Genomic DNA, 18,339 nt, shown 5'->3' on the forward strand with positions numbered 1-18,339 from the left:
GGACGCTGGGAGCATGGACAGCAGGGGCGGCACACCCGGAGGCACCGTGGAGGGACGCGTACCCGAGGACCTGGCGGTCGTCGTCGACGCCGACGGGATCATCACGGTGTGGAGCGCCGGGGCGCGTCAGCTGCTCGGATACGAGGCCGAAGAGGTCGTGGGACGACCGGCGGCCGCACTGCTCGCCGCCGACCTGCCCGAGTCCGCGCGCCGCCATGTGGCCGGGGGCGGGCGCTGGGCCACCGAGGTCGCGCTGCGGCACCGGGGCGGCGGCCGGGTCGTCGTACGGCTGAAGGGGACACCGCTCGCGGACGGCGACGGCGCGCGGCCGTGGCTGGTGACCGCCGCCGACCAGGAGCACATGGCCGGGCCCGTCGAACCGGACGCGGAGGCCCTGTGGGACCTCACGCTCGCGCAGCTGCCCGTGCCGGTGGCGGTCTACGACACCGAGGCCCGGCTGGTGGCGGCCAACGAGGTCATGACCCGGGTGATGGGCCGCACCCTGGCCGAGATGCGCGGTCTGACCCTGTGGGAGATCGAGCCGACCCCGCCCTTCGACGAGTACGACCGCCTCCAGCGGCAGGTGCTGCGCACCGGCGAGCCGCTCTTCCACGAGAACTTCGGACAGGCACCCGGCGAGGTCCGGGGCCATGCCTGGTCGATGTTCCTCTCCCCGCTCAAGGACGAGAGCGGGGCGGTGCGGGGCGTGTCCGCGGCCGTCTTCGACACCACCGAGCAGTACTGGGCCCGCCGCCGCCTCGCCGTCCTCAACGACGCCAGCCTCCGCATCGGCAGCACCCTGGACGTGACCCGGACCGCCGAGGAACTGGCCGAGGTGGCGGTGACCGGCTTCGCGGACTTCGTCACCGTGGACCTGCTGGAGTCGGTGGCGCTCGGCGAGGAACCGGAACCGGTGCCCCCGGACCGGCCGGTCACGGTGCGCCGTACGGCACAGCGGTCGGTCCTCGACGGCTGCCCGGAGTCCGTGGTCCCCACCGGCGAGCGGACGTTCTACCCGGTGGACACGCCCCCGATGCGGGCCCTGATCGCCGGTCGCGGCACCCGGCCGGGGCCCTTGGACCCCGGGATGCGGGAGTGGGTCGAGTCCTCCCCCGCCCGTGCCGAGACCGTGGCCAAGTACATGATCCACTCGGTGATGATGGTGCCGCTGCGCGCCCGGGGGGTCACCCTCGGCCTGGTGCACTTCCTGCGGCACCGTACGACGGAGCCCTTCAGCGAGGACGATCTGCTGCTCGCGGAGGAGATCGTCGCGAGGGCCGCGGTGAGCGTGGACAACGCCCGCCGCTACACCCACGAACGCCGTACCGCGCTCACCCTCCAGCGCAGCCTGCTGCCCGAGCGCCCGCCGGACCTCGCGGCCATGGAGGTGGCGTACCGCTATCTCCCGGCGGGCGCGGGCGCGGACGTGGGCGGGGACTGGTTCGACGTCATCCCGCTGTCCGGCGCCCGGGTCGCGCTGGTCGTGGGCGACGTGGTGGGCCACGGCATCCACGCCTCAGCGACGATGGGCCGCCTGCGCACGGCCGTACGCACCCTCGCGGACGTGGACCTCGCGCCCGACGAACTCCTCACCCAGCTGGACGACCTGGTCGTCAGGCTCGACCGGGAGGAGGGGCCGGAGACGCGCGGCGGCCGGCCCTCGGAGACCGTGACCGCGGGCGAGGTGGGGGCCACCTGCCTCTACGCCGTCTACGACCCGGTCTCGCGCCGCTGCACGATGGCCCGCGCCGGCCACCCGCCGCCGGCCGTGGTCACCCCGGGCGGCGAGGTCCGCTTCCTGAACCTGCCGACCGGCCCGCCCCTGGGCCTGGGCGGCCTGCCGTTCGAGTCGGTCGAGGTGGAACTGGAGGAGGGCAGCCTGCTCGCCCTCTACACCGACGGGCTGGTCGAGGCGGCCGACCGGGACATCGAGGTCGGTCTGAACCTGCTGCGCGGGGCCCTCGCCGACAGGGCGGGTCCGCTGGAGGAGACCTGCGACGACGTCCTGCGCACGGTCCTTCCCGCCCGCCCGGCCGACGACATCGTCCTGATGCTGGCCCGCACCTCGGCCCTGGACGCGGCGCGGGTGCGCACCTGGCACCTCGAGCGCGACCCGGCGGCGGTGGCCAGGGCCCGGAAGGCGGCGAGCGAGCAGGTCACGGCGTGGGGGCTGGGGGAAGCGTCCTTCGCGACGGAACTGATCGTCAGCGAGCTGGTCACGAACGCCGTCCGCTACGGCGACGACCCCGTCGTCCTGCGCCTGATCCGTGACTCCGCGCTGATCTGCGAGGTCTCCGACGGCAGCAGTACGGCTCCGCACCTGCGGCGGGCGAGGGTGTTCGACGAGGGCGGGCGGGGACTGCTGCTGGTCGCGCAGATGGCGGAGCGGTGGGGGAGCCGGCAAACAGCCACGGGGAAAACGATCTGGGCGGAGCTGGGGTTACCGGGCGAGTAGGTCTCCGGTCGGGTCCGTCCCCCGGCGGGCCTTCCTCCCGGCGGCCCTGCCTCCCGGTGGATCTGCCTCCCGGCGGGCCCATCTCCCGGCGGACCTGTCCCCGGGCGGGCCTGCCTCCCGGCGGGTCCATCTCCCGGCGGGCCCATCTCCCGGCTGGCCTGCCTCCCGGCGGATCTGCCTCCGGGCGGGCCTGCCTCCCGGCGGGTCCATCTCCCGGCGGGCCTATCTCTGGGCGAATCCGTCTCTGGGCGGGTCTGACTCCCGGCGGGCCCATCTCCCGGCGGGCCCATCTCCCGGCTGGCCTGCCCCCCGGCGGACCTGCCTCCGGGCGGGCCTGCCTCTCGGCGGGTCCATCTCCCGGCGGGCCTATCTCTGGGCGAATCCGTCTCTGGGCGGGTCTGTCTCCCGGCGGACCTGTCCCCGGGTGGGCCTGTCTCCCGGCGGATCTGTCTCCAGGTGGCCCGTCTCCTGGCGGGCCTGCCTCTGGGCGGGCCTGTCCCCCGGCGGATCTGTCTCCCAGCGGGCCTGTCCCCCGGCGGGCCCGTCCCCGGGCAGGTCCGGCCCTCGGCGGCCCGGCCCCCGGCGGCCTGTCCCCCGGGCAGGTCCGTCCCCGGGCGGGTCCGTCTCCGCGCATCTGTCTCCGGCGGACCTGTCTCCGGGCGGTTAGGTCTGTCGGGTTGGCCGGTTGACGGGTGACGGTAAACGGAGCAGCGAATTCATCCGCCTGTGCGACGATGCGCCCGTGAACGCACCCTCCAGCCCTTCCGCCGGCCCAGACCCCACGGAGCCGGCCCCCAAGTCCCCTGGATTCGCGGCGGAGTTCAAGGATGCCGTGACGCTCCGGGCGTTCGGCCTGGTCCTTGGTGGCCTGCTGGTCCAACTGGCCTTCGTGGTCTCGTACGTCGGCGCCTTCCACTCCCCCACCCCGCAGCGCATCCCGGTGGCCGTGGTGGCCCCCCAGCAGGCGTCGGCGAAGATCGTCGCCCAGCTCAACGCACTGGACGGCGAACCGGTGAAGGCGACGGCGGCCTCCAGTACGGCCGTTGCCCGCGAGTGGGTCATGACGCGCCGCACGGACGCGGCCTTCCTCTTCAATCCGAACGGCACCAAGGACACCCTGCTCGTCGCCTCGGCGGGCGGCCCGTCGGTCTCCCAGACTGCCACCCAGATCGCCCAGAAGATCGAGGCGTCCGAGAAGCGCCAGATCGCGGTGACGGACATCCGCTCCCCGAACCCCGGCGACGGCCGCGGCATGACGTCCTTCTACCTGGTCCTGGGCTGGGTGATCGGCGGCTACCTCACGGCGACCATCATGGGCATGGCGTCCGGCTCCCGCCCCGCGAACCGCCCCCGCACCCTGATCCGCCTCGCGGTCCTGATCCCGTACGCGGTGGTGTCGGGCGTGGCCGGAGCGGTGATCGTGGGCCCGGTGTTCGACGCCCTGGGCGGCCACTTCTGGGCGCTGAGCGCGATCGGAGCGCTGACGGTCCTGGCCTCGGCGGCCACGGCACTGGCCCTGCAGACCCTGCTGGGCCTGCTCGGCACGGGACTGGTCGTGCTCCTCTTCGTGGTCCTCGGCAACCCGAGCTCGGGCGGTGTCTACCCGGCCCCCCTGCTCCCCGCCTTCTGGAGCGCGATCGGCCAGGCCCTGCCGCCGGGCGCGGGGACGACGCTGGTCCGCAACACGGTCTACTTCTCGGGGCATGCGACGAGCTCGGCGCTGTGGGTGCTGGGGGCGTACGCGGTGGGCGGAGCGGTGTTGGCCTGGGGAGCGTCATGGTGGCGGGAAACCCGGGGCGCCGACGCGGCGACGGAGCCCTCGGCGACCGTCTGACTACACCTCGTCCGTGGCGAACAGGTCGAGGTGTCCGCACTTGGGGCAGCGGAAAGCCGCTATCCGGCGTCGGGGGCGACCCAGCCGCTTGGCGCCGCCGAAGATTCCGCGCTCCAGTGCGCCCTCGATCCACCGCGCGTAGCCACGGGAGTGTTCGCCGGCGTCCTCGATGAAACCTTCGGTCAGACCGACGGTGCCGCAGTGCGCGCACGTGTGGTTGCTCATCCCGCGAGTGTAGGAAACGGCGGGCCGCGGCGGATCCCCGATGCCCCTACGTCGCCGCTGCCAGCGCCGGTGCCGGCGTCCTCGCCGGGTGCGCCCTGCGCAGGAACGGCCTCTCGACGGCGTAGTACGACAGCGACGCCATCAGCAGCGTCAGCACCACCGTCCACGCCAGTCGTCCCTCCTGCACGCCGAGGGAGGCCAGGAGCCGCACCACCGGGTAGTGCCACAGATAGATCCCGTAGCTCAGGTTGCGGCCCACCCAGGCCAGGGGGGTCAGGGCCAGCAGGCGGGAAAGCCGGTCTGCCGGGCGCAGTTCCAGTGCGGTGACCAGGGTGGCGGAGAGGGCCGCCACGGCGAGGAAGCCGATGGTGTACCACGCGGCCGTCCAGGCGCCGAGGTCCTCGGTGACCGGTACCTGCCAGGCGATGAGGCCCAGCAGGGCGAGGGCCGGCCACGCGAGGCGGCCGGACCAGGTGCGCAGGACGGCCAGGCGCGGGTCGTCGGAGCGCAGGCGGGCCAGGGCCACGGCGACGAGGGCGCCGGCCAGCAGTTGGTCGGCGCGGGTGTCGGTGCCGTTGTAGATGCGGTGGGCCGCCTCCGGGTTCCACAGGACGCAGCGCCACAGGAGGGGGAGCACGCACAGGGCGGCCGTGCAGAGAAGGACCGTGCGGGCCCGGACCCGTCGTAGGAGGAAGAGCAGGGCCAGCGGCCACAGCAGATAGAACTGCTCCTCCACGCCCAGGGACCAGGTGTGTGCGAGCGGGCTCGTGAGGTCGGAGTAGGGGCCGGGCTCCATGGCCCGTACGACGTTGGTGAGGAAGGCGGCCGACAGGCCCGCGGCCTGGAGCGAACCGTCGAAGCCCCACAGGGACGTCGTCGACGCGAGCAGCACGCAGACCGCGCACAGGGCCAGCAGGGCGGGGACCAGCCGCAGCCAGCGGCGGCGGTAGAAGGACATGAGGGAGATGCCGCCGCGGCGGACGTACTCGGCGATCAGCAGACGGGTGATGACGAAGCCGCTGATGGTGAAGAAGACGTCCACGGCGACCGCGCCGCCCGGCAGCACGTCGGGCTCCACGTGGTGGACGATGACCAGCGCGACCGCGAGGGTGCGCAGTCCGTCCAGACCGCTCACCCGGCCGGTGCGGGACACCGCGGACGGAAAACCCCGGCTCGCACGGGGTGCGACCGGGGCCGGGGGTCTGCGGACGCCGACCGCCGTGTCCGCTCCTTCCTGCTCCGTGTCCGCCACAGCCGTCGAGTCCGGTGCCTTCGCCATGAAAGAGATCTCTTCCCACCTGCCCGCTGAAACGAGTAATCCCGGTGCGCCTAACCGGAAATCACGCTCGCATGCCTCACTGGGCACGGGCTGTGCGGAATCACGGCAGCATCACAGGACACGCACAGGGTGAGCTTGGGCACACGCGGCACAAAGGGCGGGCGTGGCGCAGGTACGGCTGACGAGGCCGGCTGCCGGAATCCGGGTCCCCTGGCCGGCGCGCACGGCGCGGGCCAGGGTGACGGCACGACCCAGAAGCGCGTCCACTGGGTGATCCGCGCTCCGGACGGCGACTACGGAAAGGAGTTCACCGGGCAGCACTGTCTGACCTCACCGCACCCTCGGTGAGGCGGGGGTCTCTTGTCAGGTGACGTGACGGGAGCTAGGCCGCTTCCGGCCGCGGGAACGTCTCGTCCTCGTCGTCCCCGAAGTCCGGGGCCTGGAAGGGGTTCGTGGTGGGGGGCGGCAGGGCCGCGGGGGTGCGCTGGGGACGCCCTTCGGGGGCGGAGAACAGCGAGGTCAGATCGATGAGAGAGGGTCCTTTCTCCTACAGCTTGGTCATCTTCGAGTACGGACTCAGGATCCGCATCTGCGACGAGCCGAAATCGACGAGCACCGCGATTCCGTCCTCGACGCCGATCACCCGGCCGAGACCGTACATGTCGTGTGTGACCTGGTCGCCCACCGCGAAGTGCTTGGGAGCGGGTGCGACCGGTGCCTTGAAGGGGCTGGTGGGCAAGTGACGCTTCTGTGCAGCAGGCTTTGTCATCTTCCTCAGTATGCGCCTACGGCCGCCCGGCCCGCGCCGTCTGTCCAGGACCGATACGAACACGCAACGGGCCACGGCCCGCGGAGCCGGCCCCGGAGACCGCCGGGGACGGCCCGGAAGGGGGTGCCACCAGGGTCTTCGGGGTTCGGCCGCGCCCTGCGTCCGGCGGCAACAACGCCGTGGTCCGCCTGCCCGGCCGCCGCTTCCCCGGGATCCTGGTGCAGGGCGACTCCCTGCACATCCTGCGCACCGAGGTGGCCGAGATCGCCGAGGCGTGCGAACGGGGTGATCTGGCAGAGGCCCGTGACTCGGCCGGCCTCCTTCTGAGCGGCCTCGACGATCTCCTGGCCGCCTGCGAGGCGGCGCTCGCGGACCACGGGATCCGGCGGCCGTACTGAGGCGACCTGCCGGCGCCCGCCGCGCATCCCCGCCGGCTCAGTGTCGCCGGGTCCCTCACCCCCGTACGCTGCCCATCTCCGCCATGAAGCCCGCCGGGTCGCTGTCGAAGCCCCGGATCAGCTCTCCGAGGTGCCATGCCCCGGAGGTGTCCCGGGTGAACTCCGCGATCGTCGCGGCCGTGGCGTCCGCGAGGCCCGTGAAGTCGTCGGACAGGAGTTGCCGGTAGCCCTCGACGACGAGCACTCCGGCGTGGGAGAGGTCGCCGAAGGTGCGGGGGCCGGCGTTCTGGTGGATGGCGACGCCGACCACCACCCGGCCGTAGGCGGACGACAGGCGCTCGAACTCCAGCTCCATCACCTCGACGTAGCCGAGGCCGAGGCCGGTCTCGCTGTGCCGGGTCATGGTGATGGTGCCGTCCGGCGAGCGGCTCTCGGTGTGCACGAGGTACTCCGGCCGCCCGTACGGGTCGCCCGCCGCGTAGGTCGCGGCGACGATGTCGAGGTGCCGGGCCGGTTCCCCGTAGGCGCTCGGGTCCCACTTGAGCCGCACCTGGACCCTGTCAAGACCCGCACCATCGCCATGCATCAAGCCGCTCCCGTCGGAGTTCCCCCGGGACTCTCCCGCTTGGTGAAGTATGTGCTCCGATCAGCCTCTTGACGCCTCGCTGACCGTTATCTCCTGGTCAGATCTCGCTCAGGAAGCCGTCAGCCGGCCTGAGCCCCCGAGCTGCGCCAGATGTCGGCGGTCTCCTCGGCGGCGCCGGGCGCCACGAGCAGCAAAGGCTGGTTGTGGGACGGCAGCTCGGGCAGTGCCACCGCTCCCGCCTCGCGCGCGATCAGCAGCGCCGGGAGTCCGTCGACGGCGTGGAAGGAGCCGATCGCCGCCGCGGTCGCCCGGCCCGCCGCCACCTGCGCGAGGGACAGTGCCGTCGATCCCATCACACGCACCGTGCAGTGCCGGTCGGCGAGTTCGGCGAGGAGGGCGTCCATGCCGGGCCAGTGGGCGTGCGCGGCCCACTCGGTGAGGAAGACATGGCCGGTGAGGGTGGTATGGGCGGCCGCGTGCACCCGGGTGCCGTTCAGGTAGGCCCCGCGGCCCTGGACGGCCGTGAACGTCTCGCCCCGCCAGGGGTCCGCGACCACGCCGAGCAGCGGGGTGCCGTCGGCGGCGGCCAGGCCCAGCGAGAAGGAGCACCAGCCCAGGGAGTGGGCGTAGTTGGTGGTGCCGTCGACCGGGTCGATCACCCAGTGCGGGGCGCCGGCCGAGCCCTCCGTCGTGCCGTACTCCTCGCCGACGATCCCGTGCTCGGGGAAGGCCCGCCCGAGCACCTCGCGGGTGTGGGTCTCCACCGCCTCGTCGGTCGCGGTCACGATGTCCGCGGGTCCGTCCTTCTCCCGCACCTCGGCAGCCGGGTCGCGCGGGCGCCGGATCGCCTCCGCCGCCCAGGCCGCGAGTTCCGTCGCGACCTCCAGTGCCCGGTCGAGATCCACGTCAGCCATGTCGGCCACCTTATGGGCACGGGAGCAAACGGCCGGGAACCTGTCGATGAACCCCGGGTGGACCCTGTCCTGCGGCCGAGATCCACACCCTCACGCCGTCTCCTCCCCGCTCACCGACGGCTGCAACGGCAGTGCCGTCCTCACCTCGAAGCCGCCCTCCGGGCGCGGTCCGGCGCGGAGTTCGCCGCCGACGGAGTGGGCGCGTTCGCGCATGCCCATGACGCCGAAGCCCTTCGCCGGCTCGGCGGCCGCGGCGGGCGGGCCCTCGTCGGTGACCGTGATGAGGAGACGGGGGCCGTCGTAGACGAAGCGGACGTGGGCGGTCTGGGTGGCGGCGTGCTTGGTGACGTTGGTGAGCGCCTCCTGCACGATCCGGAACGCGGTCAGGTCCACGCCCGGGGACAGGGGCTGCGGCTCCCCCTCCGTGGTGACGGTGACGGCGATCCCCGCGGAGGCGCACGAGGAGACCAGTTCGGGCAGCCGGGCGAGGCCGGGGGCCGGCTCCAGCGGGGCGCCCTCGTCGTCGGTCTGCCGCAACAGGCCCAGCGTGGCCTTCAGTTCACGCAGTGCCGAGGAGGTCGTACCGGTGAGGTCGTGCAGGATCCGCCTGGTCTGCTCGGGGTTGGCGAGCGCGAGGTGTTCGGCGGTGCCGGCCTGGGCGTTGGCGAGGGCCAGGTGGTGGGCCACGACGTCGTGCAACTCCCGGGCGATCCGCATGCGTTCCTCGGTGACCCGCAGCCGCGCCTCCTCCTCGCGGGTGCGTTCGGCGTGCTCGGCGCGGGCCTGGGTGGCCGCGAGATAGGCCCGCCGCAGCCGGGTCATGGTGCCGGCGGCGAGGGGAAGGAGGAGCCAGAAGACCGGGCCGATGGTCTTGAGCAGCAGTGACACACGGTCCATCGAGTCGGAGAAGGCCGCCGCAAGCGTCAGCATCACCATGGTCGGCAGGCCGTAGGCGCGGATGGTCGTCCGCTTGGTGAGGGTGGCCAGCCAGTACAGCGAGGCCATGACGGGCGCCAGCAGCAGGGGGGTGAGGAGGTACCCCTGCGTGATCACGACCGTGGCGCAGAGCGCGTTGACCACGACCGTGAGGCGCGGGTGAGTGCGGTGCTTGAGCAGGGCGAGGCAGGACACGCTCATGAAGACCACGGCCAGCCTGTCGTCGTCCGGCGGCGCGGCACCGGGCAGCGTGAGCGAGGCCCCGAGCGTCGCGGAACCCATCAGTACGAAGACCAGTGCGAGGTCGACGAGGAAGGGATGGCGTTCCGAGAACTCCTCCAGGCGGTCCATGTAGCGCCGCTCCGGGCTGGTGATCATCATGCTGCTCCGATGGGTGGGCCTGGGCCCATGGTGATCGAAGGGGGCCGCCCGTGCCGTAGGACACGGGCGGCCTCTGGTGGGGGGCGGGTCAGACGCGCGCGGCCTCCTGGTCGGCGGGCGCGGCCTCGGGGGTGTCGGCCGCCCTGGTGAGCGCCTCGCCCTCGACGTCCACCCGGGGCAGGGCCCGGTCCAGCCACTTCGGCAGCCACCAGGCCTTGTCGCCGAGCAGGGCGAGCACGGCGGGCACGATGGCCATGCGGACCACGAAGGCGTCGAGGAGGACGGCGGTGGCCAGGCCGAAGCCGATCATCTTGATCATGGAGTCGCTCTCGCCGATGAACCCGGCGAAGACCGCGATCATGATCAGGGCCGCGGCCACGACCACCCGGGCGCTGTGCCGGAATCCGGAGGTGACGGCCTGGTGGGCGGTCTCGCCGTGGACGTACGCCTCGCGCATCCGGGAGACCAGGAAGACCTCGTAGTCCATGGCGAGGCCGAAGACGATGCCGACCAGGAAGATCGGCATCAGGCTCATGATCGGGCCGGTGGTCTCCACGCCCAGCAGTGCGGCGCCGTGCCCCTCCTGGAAGACCACGACGACCGCGCCGAGGGAGGCCAGGACGGAGAGCAGGAAGCCGAGGGCCGCCTTCAGCGGGACGAGCAGGGAGCGGAAGACGACCAGCAGCAGCACGATCGCGAGGCCCACGACGACGATCAGATACGGCACCAGCGCGGACTGCACCTTCTCCGAGATGTCGATGTTCAGCGCGGTGCTGCCGGTGACCTCGAAGGTGGCGCCGGTCCCGGACTCGACGCCGGGGCGCTCGCCGCGGATCGTGGTGACCAGGTCCTTGGTCTTCTCGTCGGTCGGCGCGGTGGACGGCACGACCGAGAAGACGGCGGTGTCACCGGCCTCGTTGAAGCGCGCCGGGGAGACGGACACGACACCCTCCGTCGCGCCGATCTCCTGCGCGATCGCCGACGCCGCCCCCTTGGCGTCGTCGTCCCCCTTCGCGTCCACCACGACGGTCAGCGGACCGTTGAAGCCCGGTCCGAAGCCTCCGGCGAGCGCGTCGTAGGCCCGGCGTTCGGTGGTGGAGGTGGGCTTGGCCTCGTCGCCGGGCATGCCCAGCTGGAGGCCGGTCATCGGCAGGGCGAGGGCGCCGAGGCCGACCACGCCGAGCAGCAGCACGGGCAGCGGACGGCGCAGTACGAACCGTGCCCAGCGGGTGCCGCCGTTGTCCTTGGTCCCCGCTTCGATACGGCCTTCCTTGCGGGCCTTGCGCTTGAGGACCGCGTTCGGCCAGAAGCCGAGGAACGCCGGGACCAGGGTCAGCGCGATGAGGACGGCGACGACGACCGCGCCCGCCGCGGCCAGGCCCATCTTGGTGAGCATCGGGATGCCGACGACCGAGAGCCCGGCGAGGGCGATGACGACGGTCAGGCCCGCGAAGACGACCGCTGAGCCGGCCGTACCGACCGCGAGGGACGTCGCCTCCTGGGGTGCCCGGCCCTTGGCGCGCTCCTCCCGGTAGCGGGAGACGACGAACAGGGCGTAGTCGATGCCGACCGCGAGGCCCAGCATCATCGCCAGGGTGCCGGTCGTGGTGGACAGGCCGAGGGCGTCGGACAGGGCGAGGATCGAGGCCATGCTGACGCCGACGCCGATGAGCGCGGTCAGCAGCGGGAGTCCGGCGGCGGCCAGCGAACCGAAGGTGACGAGGAGGACGACCGCGGCGATGGCGACACCGATCATCTCGGCCGCACCGCCCGCACCGCCGCCGTCCTGCATCGCGGTCCCGCCGGCGTCGACTGCCAGCCCGGTGTCCCGGGCCGCGTCGAGGGCGTGCGCCAGCTGCTTCTTGCTGGCGTCGGTGAGGTCGTTCGCGGCGACCTTGTAGGTGACGGTCGCGTACGCCGTCGTACCGTCCTTGCTCACCGCCTTCGCCTGGAACGGGTCCACGGCGGACGCGACCTGTGAGCCGTCGGCCAGGTCGGCGACGGCGTCCTCGACGGCCTTCTTGTGGCCGGCCGCGGTGACCTTCTCACCGTTGGGCGCGACGAAGACGACGCGTGCGGTCGCGCCGTCGGCCGTGGCCCCCGGGAAGCGCTGCTCCATGAGGTCGAACGCCTTCTGGGACTCGATGCCCGGCATCGAGAACCCCTCGTCGGCCGCGCCGGGCGCCTTCAGGGCTCCCAGCCCGACGGCGGCCAGGACGGCCGCCCAGACCAGGGCGACGTACCAGCGTCGCCGGAAGGCCAGGCGGCCCACGCGGTAAAGGAAAGTAGCCACGGCGGGGGGTCTCCACATCTGATGCCGAACGGTCCACCCAGGCTGACCGGACGAGACCCCCCGCGTCGTCGTGCGCCTGCCGACAATCCCCGCTACTGAGAACGCAGTACGCGACCGCCCCCGAGTCAGCCCCCGGGACTACCGCCGGGAGGCGGGAACCGGGGCGCATCTTTTTCTGTGTTCCCTCTGTGAGACACCAGTTCATTGAGGCTTGACCAGCCCCAAGGGGGAACAGAGACAGTGAAGTTCAGACGAATAAGACTCGCGGGAGCAGCGGTGAGCGCGCTCACTGTGGCCTGGACCGGCTCCCCGGTCTCGGCAGCCCCGCAGCACACACCGACCGTGCCGGCCCTGACCTGGTCGGACTGTCAGGGCGGCTTCGAGTGCGCCGACGCCCAAGTGCCCCTGGACTACCGGGAGCCGCAGGGCAGGACCCTCACCCTGGCCGTCATACGCAAGAAGGCGGCCGACCCCTCCCACCGCAAGGGCACGCTGTTCCTGCAGCCCGGCGGCCCCGGCAACTCCGGGGTGGACTTCGTGCGCAACAACTACGCCGACCTGCCGGCCGAACTGCGCGACGACTTCGACGTGTTCGGCTACGACGTGCGCGGCGTCGGCCGGAGCTCGCAGGTCGTGTGCTGGGACGACCCGACCTACACCAGCGCCGTCACCGCCGCCAAGGGCGTCCCCGGCCCCGACGCCTACGAGCCCGCGCTCCGGCAGGCCGCCGACTTCGACCAGGCCTGCCAGAGCAACGCCGGCGACCTGCTGCCGTACGTCGGCACCCAGTACGTGGCCCGGGACATCGACCTGCTGCGCCAGGCCCTGGGCGAGAAGCAACTGACGTACTACGGGCGGTCGTTCGGCTCCTACATCGGTACGGTCTACGCCGCGATGTTCCCGAAGCGGGTCCGCGCGCTCGCGCTCGACGGGGCGTACGACCCGGAGCACTACACCAGCCGGCCCTACGCCTACGACCGGCCGCAGTACCTCGCCCTGGACGGGGCCATGAGCCGTTTCCTGGACTGGTGCAAGGCCGACCAGGCGACCTGCGGCTTCGGTGACGGTGACCCGCGCGGGGCGTTCGAGAAGCTGAAGGCGGACCTGGACGCCAACCCGGTGCCGACGGCCAACGGAGGCCGGGCGAACGGCTACACCCTGGTCTACCGGCTGATGTTCAACATCAACGAGGGCAAGGTCATCTGGCCGTCCTTCGGTGAGGCCCTGCGCAAGGCGCAGCTGCGCGACAACACCTCGTTCCTGCTGCGGCCGCCCTCCCCGGCCAGCTTCGACTTCCTCAACCCGAACGTCGTGGTCGAGTGCGTCGACAAGAAGTACCCGGCCGACCGGGACCGGCTCAGGCGCGAGGTCACGACCAACGCCAGGCTGGCTCCGCTGCTGGGCCCGGCCATGGCCTTCGGCCCGCCGACCTACGACCACCAGCACGCCACCGCGTGCGTCCAGTGGCAGGGCGAGCACACCAGCCGCTACGCCGGCAACTTCCACGCGAAGGGCTCCGCGCCGATCCTCGTCATCGGCAACACCGGTGACCCGGACACCCCGTACCAGGACGCGGTGGCCCTCTCCCGTGAGCTCGACAACGGCCGCCTGCTCACGTTCCGGGCCGAGGGGCACACCGCCTTCGGCCGCAGCGCGTGCGCGTCGGACGCCATCACGGACTACCTGGTGGACCTGAAGGTCCCGGCCCGCGGCGCGAGTTGCGCGGACGAGACCCCGCCGCCGTCGTCCGAGCCCACGGTGGCGCCGCCCGGCACTACGCTCACGGAACTCCGCAACGGCGTGAGCGACCGGGTCGACCGCATCGGTTCACTGCGTTAGCGGTGTGAGGGCCCGGGCCTCACGGGGAGGTCCGGGCCCTCTCGCGTGACGACAAGCCGGTCTAGTACAGCGCGATCCGCGGCTGCACGGTGCCCTGGGCGTTCGGGTCGACGACCGTGATCCGGTAGACCTGGGTGAGGGTCTGGCCGGCGTGGAGGGTGCGCTGAGCGCTCGTCAGGTCGGTGAAGAGCGTGCCGGTCTGGCTCGCGATCTCCACGGGACGCCAGCAGCCGTGCGCGGTGCGCTGCTCGACCACGACGTCCGACGGGTCGAGGAACGGGCCCGCGTCCGGCGACTCCACCAGGAGCTGCGGGGCGACGGTCCGGTCCGCCGAAGTGTCGTTGCGATAGGTGACGGTGATCTGGTGCTGCTCGCCGTCGGCCACGAGGGCACTGCTGGGCAGGTCCACGAAGTCGACGGGTACGGCGGGCTGCTGGGCCTGTACGGCCGTCGCCCGGGGAACGGTGGTGGCCGCCGCCGGCCCGGCCGCCGCAAGACCCGCGAGGGTCACGGCCGCGGCCACGAGAGCCACTTTGAGACGTCTGCTGTTCATCAACACGTTCACTGTTCCTTGTGGTGCGTGGGGGATGTCATCAAAGGAGACTCCGGCAAAAGGAAATTCGTTGGTGGATTCCCGTGGATATTTCGTGGATACCGCCCGGTAGATCACCCACGACTCCCATTGCGGTCATAGCGGACTGATAACTTCCGCGTCACCGGCCCGGGGGAGCGTCGAAGCCGGTACCCCACCTTGACCTTTGCAATGACCGGACGGAATTCCTTGCGTACTTTCCGTGAAAACTCGAGCGGAAGACACCGTTGGCGGGTGCCGAAAAGCCGCCGTGGCCGTATAGCGGCGGCCGGCGCGATGTCCGTGCTCTCGCTGGCCCTCATCGCCCCGCTGGCCTCGGCGGCCCTGACCGACTCCGCCGACCCCACGACCGCGCCGGCGGCTGACCGTGTCACCGACACCTCCCAACTGCCCTCCGGATGGCAGAAGTCCGGCGACCGCATCGTCACCTACGACGGGGACGGCACCGGACTGCACGTCCTGGTCGCCGACGCGGCCGACGCCTACCAGTGGCACACCGCGGCCACCCTGTCCGAGCCCGGCGTCGACACCGACCAGTGGATCGGCCAGACCTGTGTGACCGGGTCCGGTGACCGTGCCGTCGTGGTCTACGCGCCCCGGCAGGCCGTCAACGACCAACAGGGCTTCCAGCAGGGCGCGTTCGCGGCCGTGGTCGACCTGGCGACCGGCAGGGTGACCAAGCTGCCCGAGCTGGTCTCCCTCGCCTACTTCAACCCGGGCTGCGGCGCCGGCGAACAGGCCGTCCTGACCCGGCCGCAGGGCGCCGGCACGCAACTGCTCACCGTCGACGCCGAGAAGGGGGAGCTGGTCCGGCAGCAGACCGTCGCCGGTCAGCTCACCTCCGCCGTGCCCTTCGGGAACGAGATCGCCGCCGCCCTGGGCGACTCGGTGGTCTCGGTGGACGCCAAGGGCGCGACCAGCACGCTGGCCAGGACCGCGAGCACGCCGTTCCGGCTGGTGCCGGACGCGCACAGCGGGCTCGCCTACCAGGTGCCCGCGGGGAAGAAGGTGCAGGTCCGCCGGGTCACCTCGGCGGGCTCCGACCGGCTCCTCGGCTCCGGCGCGCTCGGTGCCCTCGCGGTGCACGGCAACGGCGGCCGGGTCTTCGTGACCGGCGCGGACGCCGGGGACGCCGTGAAGACCCTGCCGAAGAGCTGGCGGACGCTGGACGTGCCCGCCTCCGCCGAGGTCTCCACCACCGGCGGCCTCGCGCTGACCTCCGTCGGCAACGGCACCGAGGCGGCCGGCGGCAGGAAGGCGGCGGCGGACATCGCCCCGTCCGTGGGGATCGGCGCGGTGCTGCCCGGCAGCGACAGCACCGTCGACTTCACGGTGAAGCCGAAGATCTCCCAGAAGTCCCAGGGCGCCGAGCAGTCCCCGGCCCTGTCCGACGGCGTGCACACCGACAGCGTCACCCCGGGCGACGACGACCCGTCCACCTCCACCACCGACCCCGACCGCGCCTGCGCCGTCACCCGCAACGACCCGAAGCTCCAGTCGCTCCAGCCCTCGACCGCGCAGGCCGAGTGGGCGACGGACCTCGCCGTGCGGGGCAAGCTCGACGTGCGCCGCCGCAGCGGCTGGAACGGCAGCGAGCTGCCCTCGTACACCCCGCAGGGCCTGTTCCCGTCCACCCCGCTCAAGGGCGGCGGCCGGGTCCCCGCGCAGATCATGCTCGGGGTGCTCTCCCAGGAGTCCAACCTGCTCCAGGCCAGCTCCCGGGCGGCCGCGGGCGAGAGCGGCAACTTCATCCAGGGCGGCTACTACGGCAACGCCGGCAGCGTCCACACCGTCAACTGGGCGGCCGCCGACTGCGGTTACGGCATCGCCCAGGTGACCAGCGGGATGGCGAAGGCGGACACCACGTACACCGCCGAGCAGCAGCAGGCGATCACCGTGGACTACGCGGCCAACATCGCCGCGGGGCTCCAGATCCTCCAGGACAAGTGGAACCAGCTCTACGACAAGGGGCTGCTCGTCAACGGCGGCGACCCGAAGTACCTGGAGAACTGGTGGCTCGCGCTGTGGGCCTACAACAGCGGCTTCAATCTGCCCAGTTCGACGGACGCCACCGCACCCTGGGGCCTGGGCTGGTTCAACAACCCGGCCAACGGCCTCTACCCGGCCGACCGCACGATGTTCCTGTCCTCCGGTTACGACGACGCCCGCAACCCCAACCTGTGGACGTACCCGGAGCGGGTGCTGGGCTGGGCGGCCTACTCGCAGCAGAAGACAGACCCGGCGACCGGGGCGACGGTCAGGGCGTTCACCGTCGGCGACTGGCCCGCGGGCGCGCCTGCGGCCGAGCCCGCGCACGACACGTTCTGCAAGCCCACGGTCAACGACTGCGACATCACCAAGCCGCGCAAGGTCGAGGGCTCCAGCCAGCCCGAGGGGCCCTGCCAGCGGGACGACTTCAAGTGCTGGTGGAACCAGCCGGTGAGCTGGACCGACTGCACGGCCACCTGCGGTACCGAGGTCCTCAAGTACCAGGCGGGCGACCCCGAGCCGAAGGTCGCGGCTCCTCATCCGGCCGCCTGCACGTCCACGCTCCCGGCCGGCGCCCTGATCGTGGACGACGTGCCGAACACGGTGAAGTTCCGGGTGGGTGCGGTCGGCCCCTGCGCGGGCCGGCGGAACTGGACCAGCCGGGGCACGCTGCGGTTCACCTTCGGGTCGGCTCAGCAGAACGGCGCGACCGTCTTCCCCTCGAAGATCGACTTCCATCAGCTGGGCGCGGGCTTCGGCGGGCACTTCTGGCTCACCCACACCCGGGTGCCGAGCTTCACCGATTCGGTGGTCACCGGCACGTGGACTCCGGACCGGAAGCTCGGCGGCTGGGCGGAGGTCATGGTGCACCTGCCCGACCACGAGGCCAACACGCCGTCGGCGACGTACCGCATCGACCTCGGTGACGGCACGGTCGTGCAGAAGACGATCTCCCAGGGCACGGGCGGCAAGAACATCTGGGTCTCCCTGGGCTCCTACGAGTTCAACGGCACCCCGAGCGTCTCCCTGAGCTCGGCCACGACGGACGGCACCGGCGACGCGTCGATCGCGTGGGACGCGCTGGCGTTCGTACCGCTGAAGGGGGCACCGGCGGACGCGACGACGCCGTCGGCGTCTCCGTCACCGTCCGCGTCGAAGTAGGCCACGGTCCCGCGTCCGCCGCTCGTCTCGGCGGACGCGGGACCGTATCGCTGCTGCGGCTCCGCCACACGGTCACGACGACGCCGCGGCCCCGGCCGATCACCGGTCGCCCGCCCTGCGCGGGCAGCGTCCACGAACACGGTGATCGGGACCGGGGTCCTGACACCCCGGCTCGCCTCGACGGCGTTGCCCCGCCGATCGTCGGCGGACTCCCAGGCTGCCCGCCCCGGCGCGGGCGGCGTCCACGAACGCGGTGATCTGGACCGGTTCTTGACACCCGGCTCGCCTCGACGTGCGTTGCCCCGCCGATCTCCGGCGGACTCCCAGGGGGACTCGCCCGACGCTGCTGCCCGCCCCGGTGCAGGCGGCGTCCACGAACGCCCTGATCAGGACCGGTTCTTGCCCCCGGCTCGCGTCCACGCCGCCGAACACGTCGACGCCTGCGCCTCCGCCGCGTCGTACGCGACGGACCCGCACTAGGCAGCAACGATCACCACGATGCCGCCACCCGCCGATCGCCGGTGGTCGCGCAAGGGAACTGATCCGCCGGGTCGGCCTCCGCCGACACGGGGATCGGGCGGCCGGGTTCTTGCAGCCGGGCTCGTGGGCACGATGAGCCACGACAGGCCCGCGCCCAACGGCAGCAGTCGTCCGGACCGCACCGCCCCGGCCGCCCCCACGCCGCCCG

The 18,339-nt window shown here is 72.2% G+C and carries 13 protein-coding genes; 5 read left to right on the top strand and 8 right to left on the bottom strand.

Going from position 1 to position 18,339, the window contains the following annotated elements; translation table 11 throughout:
- Positions 1 to 13: 13 nt before the first annotated feature.
- Positions 14 to 2,455, top strand: coding sequence for a SpoIIE family protein phosphatase (locus tag ACIRP7_RS10720; protein ID WP_403656221.1), 2,442 nt, complete (start codon positions 14 to 16; stop codon positions 2,453 to 2,455).
- A 742-nt stretch (positions 2,456 to 3,197) separates the two neighbouring features.
- Complete coding sequence (locus tag ACIRP7_RS10725; protein WP_403656224.1) at positions 3,198 to 4,289, top strand: DUF3533 domain-containing protein; 1,092 nt, start codon at positions 3,198 to 3,200, stop codon at positions 4,287 to 4,289.
- On the opposite strand, the gene ACIRP7_RS10730 is transcribed toward ACIRP7_RS10725, so the two are convergent.
- The 3 genes from ACIRP7_RS10730 to ACIRP7_RS10740 all read right to left on the bottom strand — a co-directional run bounded on the left by ACIRP7_RS10730 (position 4,290) and on the right by ACIRP7_RS10740 (position 6,562).
- Positions 4,290 to 4,514 (bottom strand): hypothetical protein, encoded by a 225-nt coding sequence (locus ACIRP7_RS10730; protein ID WP_403656226.1) that lies wholly within the window; start codon positions 4,512 to 4,514, stop codon positions 4,290 to 4,292. It lies immediately after the preceding gene.
- Between the two features lie 46 nt (positions 4,515 to 4,560).
- On the bottom strand, positions 4,561 to 5,793 hold the full coding sequence (locus tag ACIRP7_RS10735) for an acyltransferase family protein (RefSeq protein WP_403656229.1): 1,233 nt from the start codon (positions 5,791 to 5,793) through the stop codon (positions 4,561 to 4,563).
- 547 nt (positions 5,794 to 6,340) lie between these two features.
- Complete coding sequence (locus tag ACIRP7_RS10740; protein WP_007383474.1) at positions 6,341 to 6,562, bottom strand: hypothetical protein; 222 nt, start codon at positions 6,560 to 6,562, stop codon at positions 6,341 to 6,343.
- On the opposite strand from ACIRP7_RS10740, the gene ACIRP7_RS10745 reads away from it, so the two are divergent.
- Positions 6,544 to 6,960 (top strand): DUF6959 family protein, encoded by a 417-nt coding sequence (locus tag ACIRP7_RS10745; RefSeq protein WP_403656232.1) that lies wholly within the window; start codon positions 6,544 to 6,546, stop codon positions 6,958 to 6,960. The two genes, ACIRP7_RS10740 and ACIRP7_RS10745, sit on opposite strands and share 19 nt — an antisense overlap.
- 55 nt (positions 6,961 to 7,015) lie before the next feature.
- Here the strand turns inward: ACIRP7_RS10745 and ACIRP7_RS10750 are convergent, their stop codons facing one another.
- From ACIRP7_RS10750 to ACIRP7_RS10765, 4 genes are all read right to left on the bottom strand, one after another.
- Entirely contained in the window at positions 7,016 to 7,546 is a 531-nt protein-coding gene (locus ACIRP7_RS10750; protein ID WP_403656235.1) for a TerD family protein, read from the bottom strand.
- A 119-nt stretch (positions 7,547 to 7,665) separates the two neighbouring features.
- On the bottom strand, positions 7,666 to 8,460 hold the full coding sequence (locus ACIRP7_RS10755; RefSeq protein WP_403656238.1) for an inositol monophosphatase family protein: 795 nt from the start codon (positions 8,458 to 8,460) through the stop codon (positions 7,666 to 7,668).
- A 90-nt stretch (positions 8,461 to 8,550) separates the two neighbouring features.
- Entirely contained in the window at positions 8,551 to 9,774 is a 1,224-nt protein-coding gene (locus tag ACIRP7_RS10760) for a sensor histidine kinase (RefSeq protein ID WP_403657108.1), read from the bottom strand.
- A gap of 91 nt (positions 9,775 to 9,865) precedes the next feature.
- Positions 9,866 to 12,070, bottom strand: a complete 2,205-nt coding sequence (locus ACIRP7_RS10765; RefSeq protein ID WP_403656241.1) for an MMPL family transporter — start codon at positions 12,068 to 12,070, stop codon at positions 9,866 to 9,868.
- 276 nt (positions 12,071 to 12,346) lie between these two features.
- On the opposite strand from ACIRP7_RS10765, the gene ACIRP7_RS10770 reads away from it, so the two are divergent.
- The gene (locus ACIRP7_RS10770; protein WP_403656244.1) at positions 12,347 to 13,909 is read left to right on the top strand and encodes an alpha/beta hydrolase; all 1,563 of its coding nucleotides are present in this window, start codon (positions 12,347 to 12,349) and stop codon (positions 13,907 to 13,909) included.
- A gap of 61 nt (positions 13,910 to 13,970) precedes the next feature.
- On the opposite strand, the gene ACIRP7_RS10775 is transcribed toward ACIRP7_RS10770, so the two are convergent.
- Entirely contained in the window at positions 13,971 to 14,462 is a 492-nt protein-coding gene (locus ACIRP7_RS10775) for a signal peptide protein (RefSeq protein WP_403656248.1), read from the bottom strand.
- A 273-nt stretch (positions 14,463 to 14,735) separates the two neighbouring features.
- On the opposite strand from ACIRP7_RS10775, the gene ACIRP7_RS10780 reads away from it, so the two are divergent.
- A complete protein-coding gene (locus tag ACIRP7_RS10780; protein WP_403656251.1) occupies positions 14,736 to 17,651 on the top strand; it encodes a transglycosylase SLT domain-containing protein in 2,916 nt (971 codons plus the stop codon).
- Positions 17,652 to 18,339 lie beyond the last annotated feature (688 nt).

The sequence above is a fragment of the Streptomyces sp. NPDC102270 genome (genome assembly GCF_044766405.1).
Lineage (GTDB): Bacteria > Actinomycetota > Actinomycetes > Streptomycetales > Streptomycetaceae > Streptomyces.

What these genes read in the sequence shown, in the direction of transcription:
- ACIRP7_RS10720 (WP_403656221.1), top strand. Translation starts at nt 14, where the DNA reads ATGGACAGCAGGGGCGGCACACCCGGAGGCACCGTGGAGGGACGCGTA.
- ACIRP7_RS10730 (WP_403656226.1), bottom strand. Translation starts at nt 4,514, where the DNA reads ATGAGCAACCACACGTGCGCGCACTGCGGCACCGTCGGTCTGACCGAA.
- ACIRP7_RS10735 (WP_403656229.1), bottom strand. Translation starts at nt 5,793, where the DNA reads ATGGCGAAGGCACCGGACTCGACGGCTGTGGCGGACACGGAGCAGGAA.
- ACIRP7_RS10740 (WP_007383474.1), bottom strand. Translation starts at nt 6,562, where the DNA reads ATGACAAAGCCTGCTGCACAGAAGCGTCACTTGCCCACCAGCCCCTTC.
- ACIRP7_RS10750 (WP_403656235.1), bottom strand. Translation starts at nt 7,546, where the DNA reads ATGCATGGCGATGGTGCGGGTCTTGACAGGGTCCAGGTGCGGCTCAAG.
- ACIRP7_RS10755 (WP_403656238.1), bottom strand. Translation starts at nt 8,460, where the DNA reads ATGGCTGACGTGGATCTCGACCGGGCACTGGAGGTCGCGACGGAACTC.
- ACIRP7_RS10760 (WP_403657108.1), bottom strand. Translation starts at nt 9,774, where the DNA reads ATGATCACCAGCCCGGAGCGGCGCTACATGGACCGCCTGGAGGAGTTC.
- ACIRP7_RS10775 (WP_403656248.1), bottom strand. Translation starts at nt 14,462, where the DNA reads ATGAACAGCAGACGTCTCAAAGTGGCTCTCGTGGCCGCGGCCGTGACC.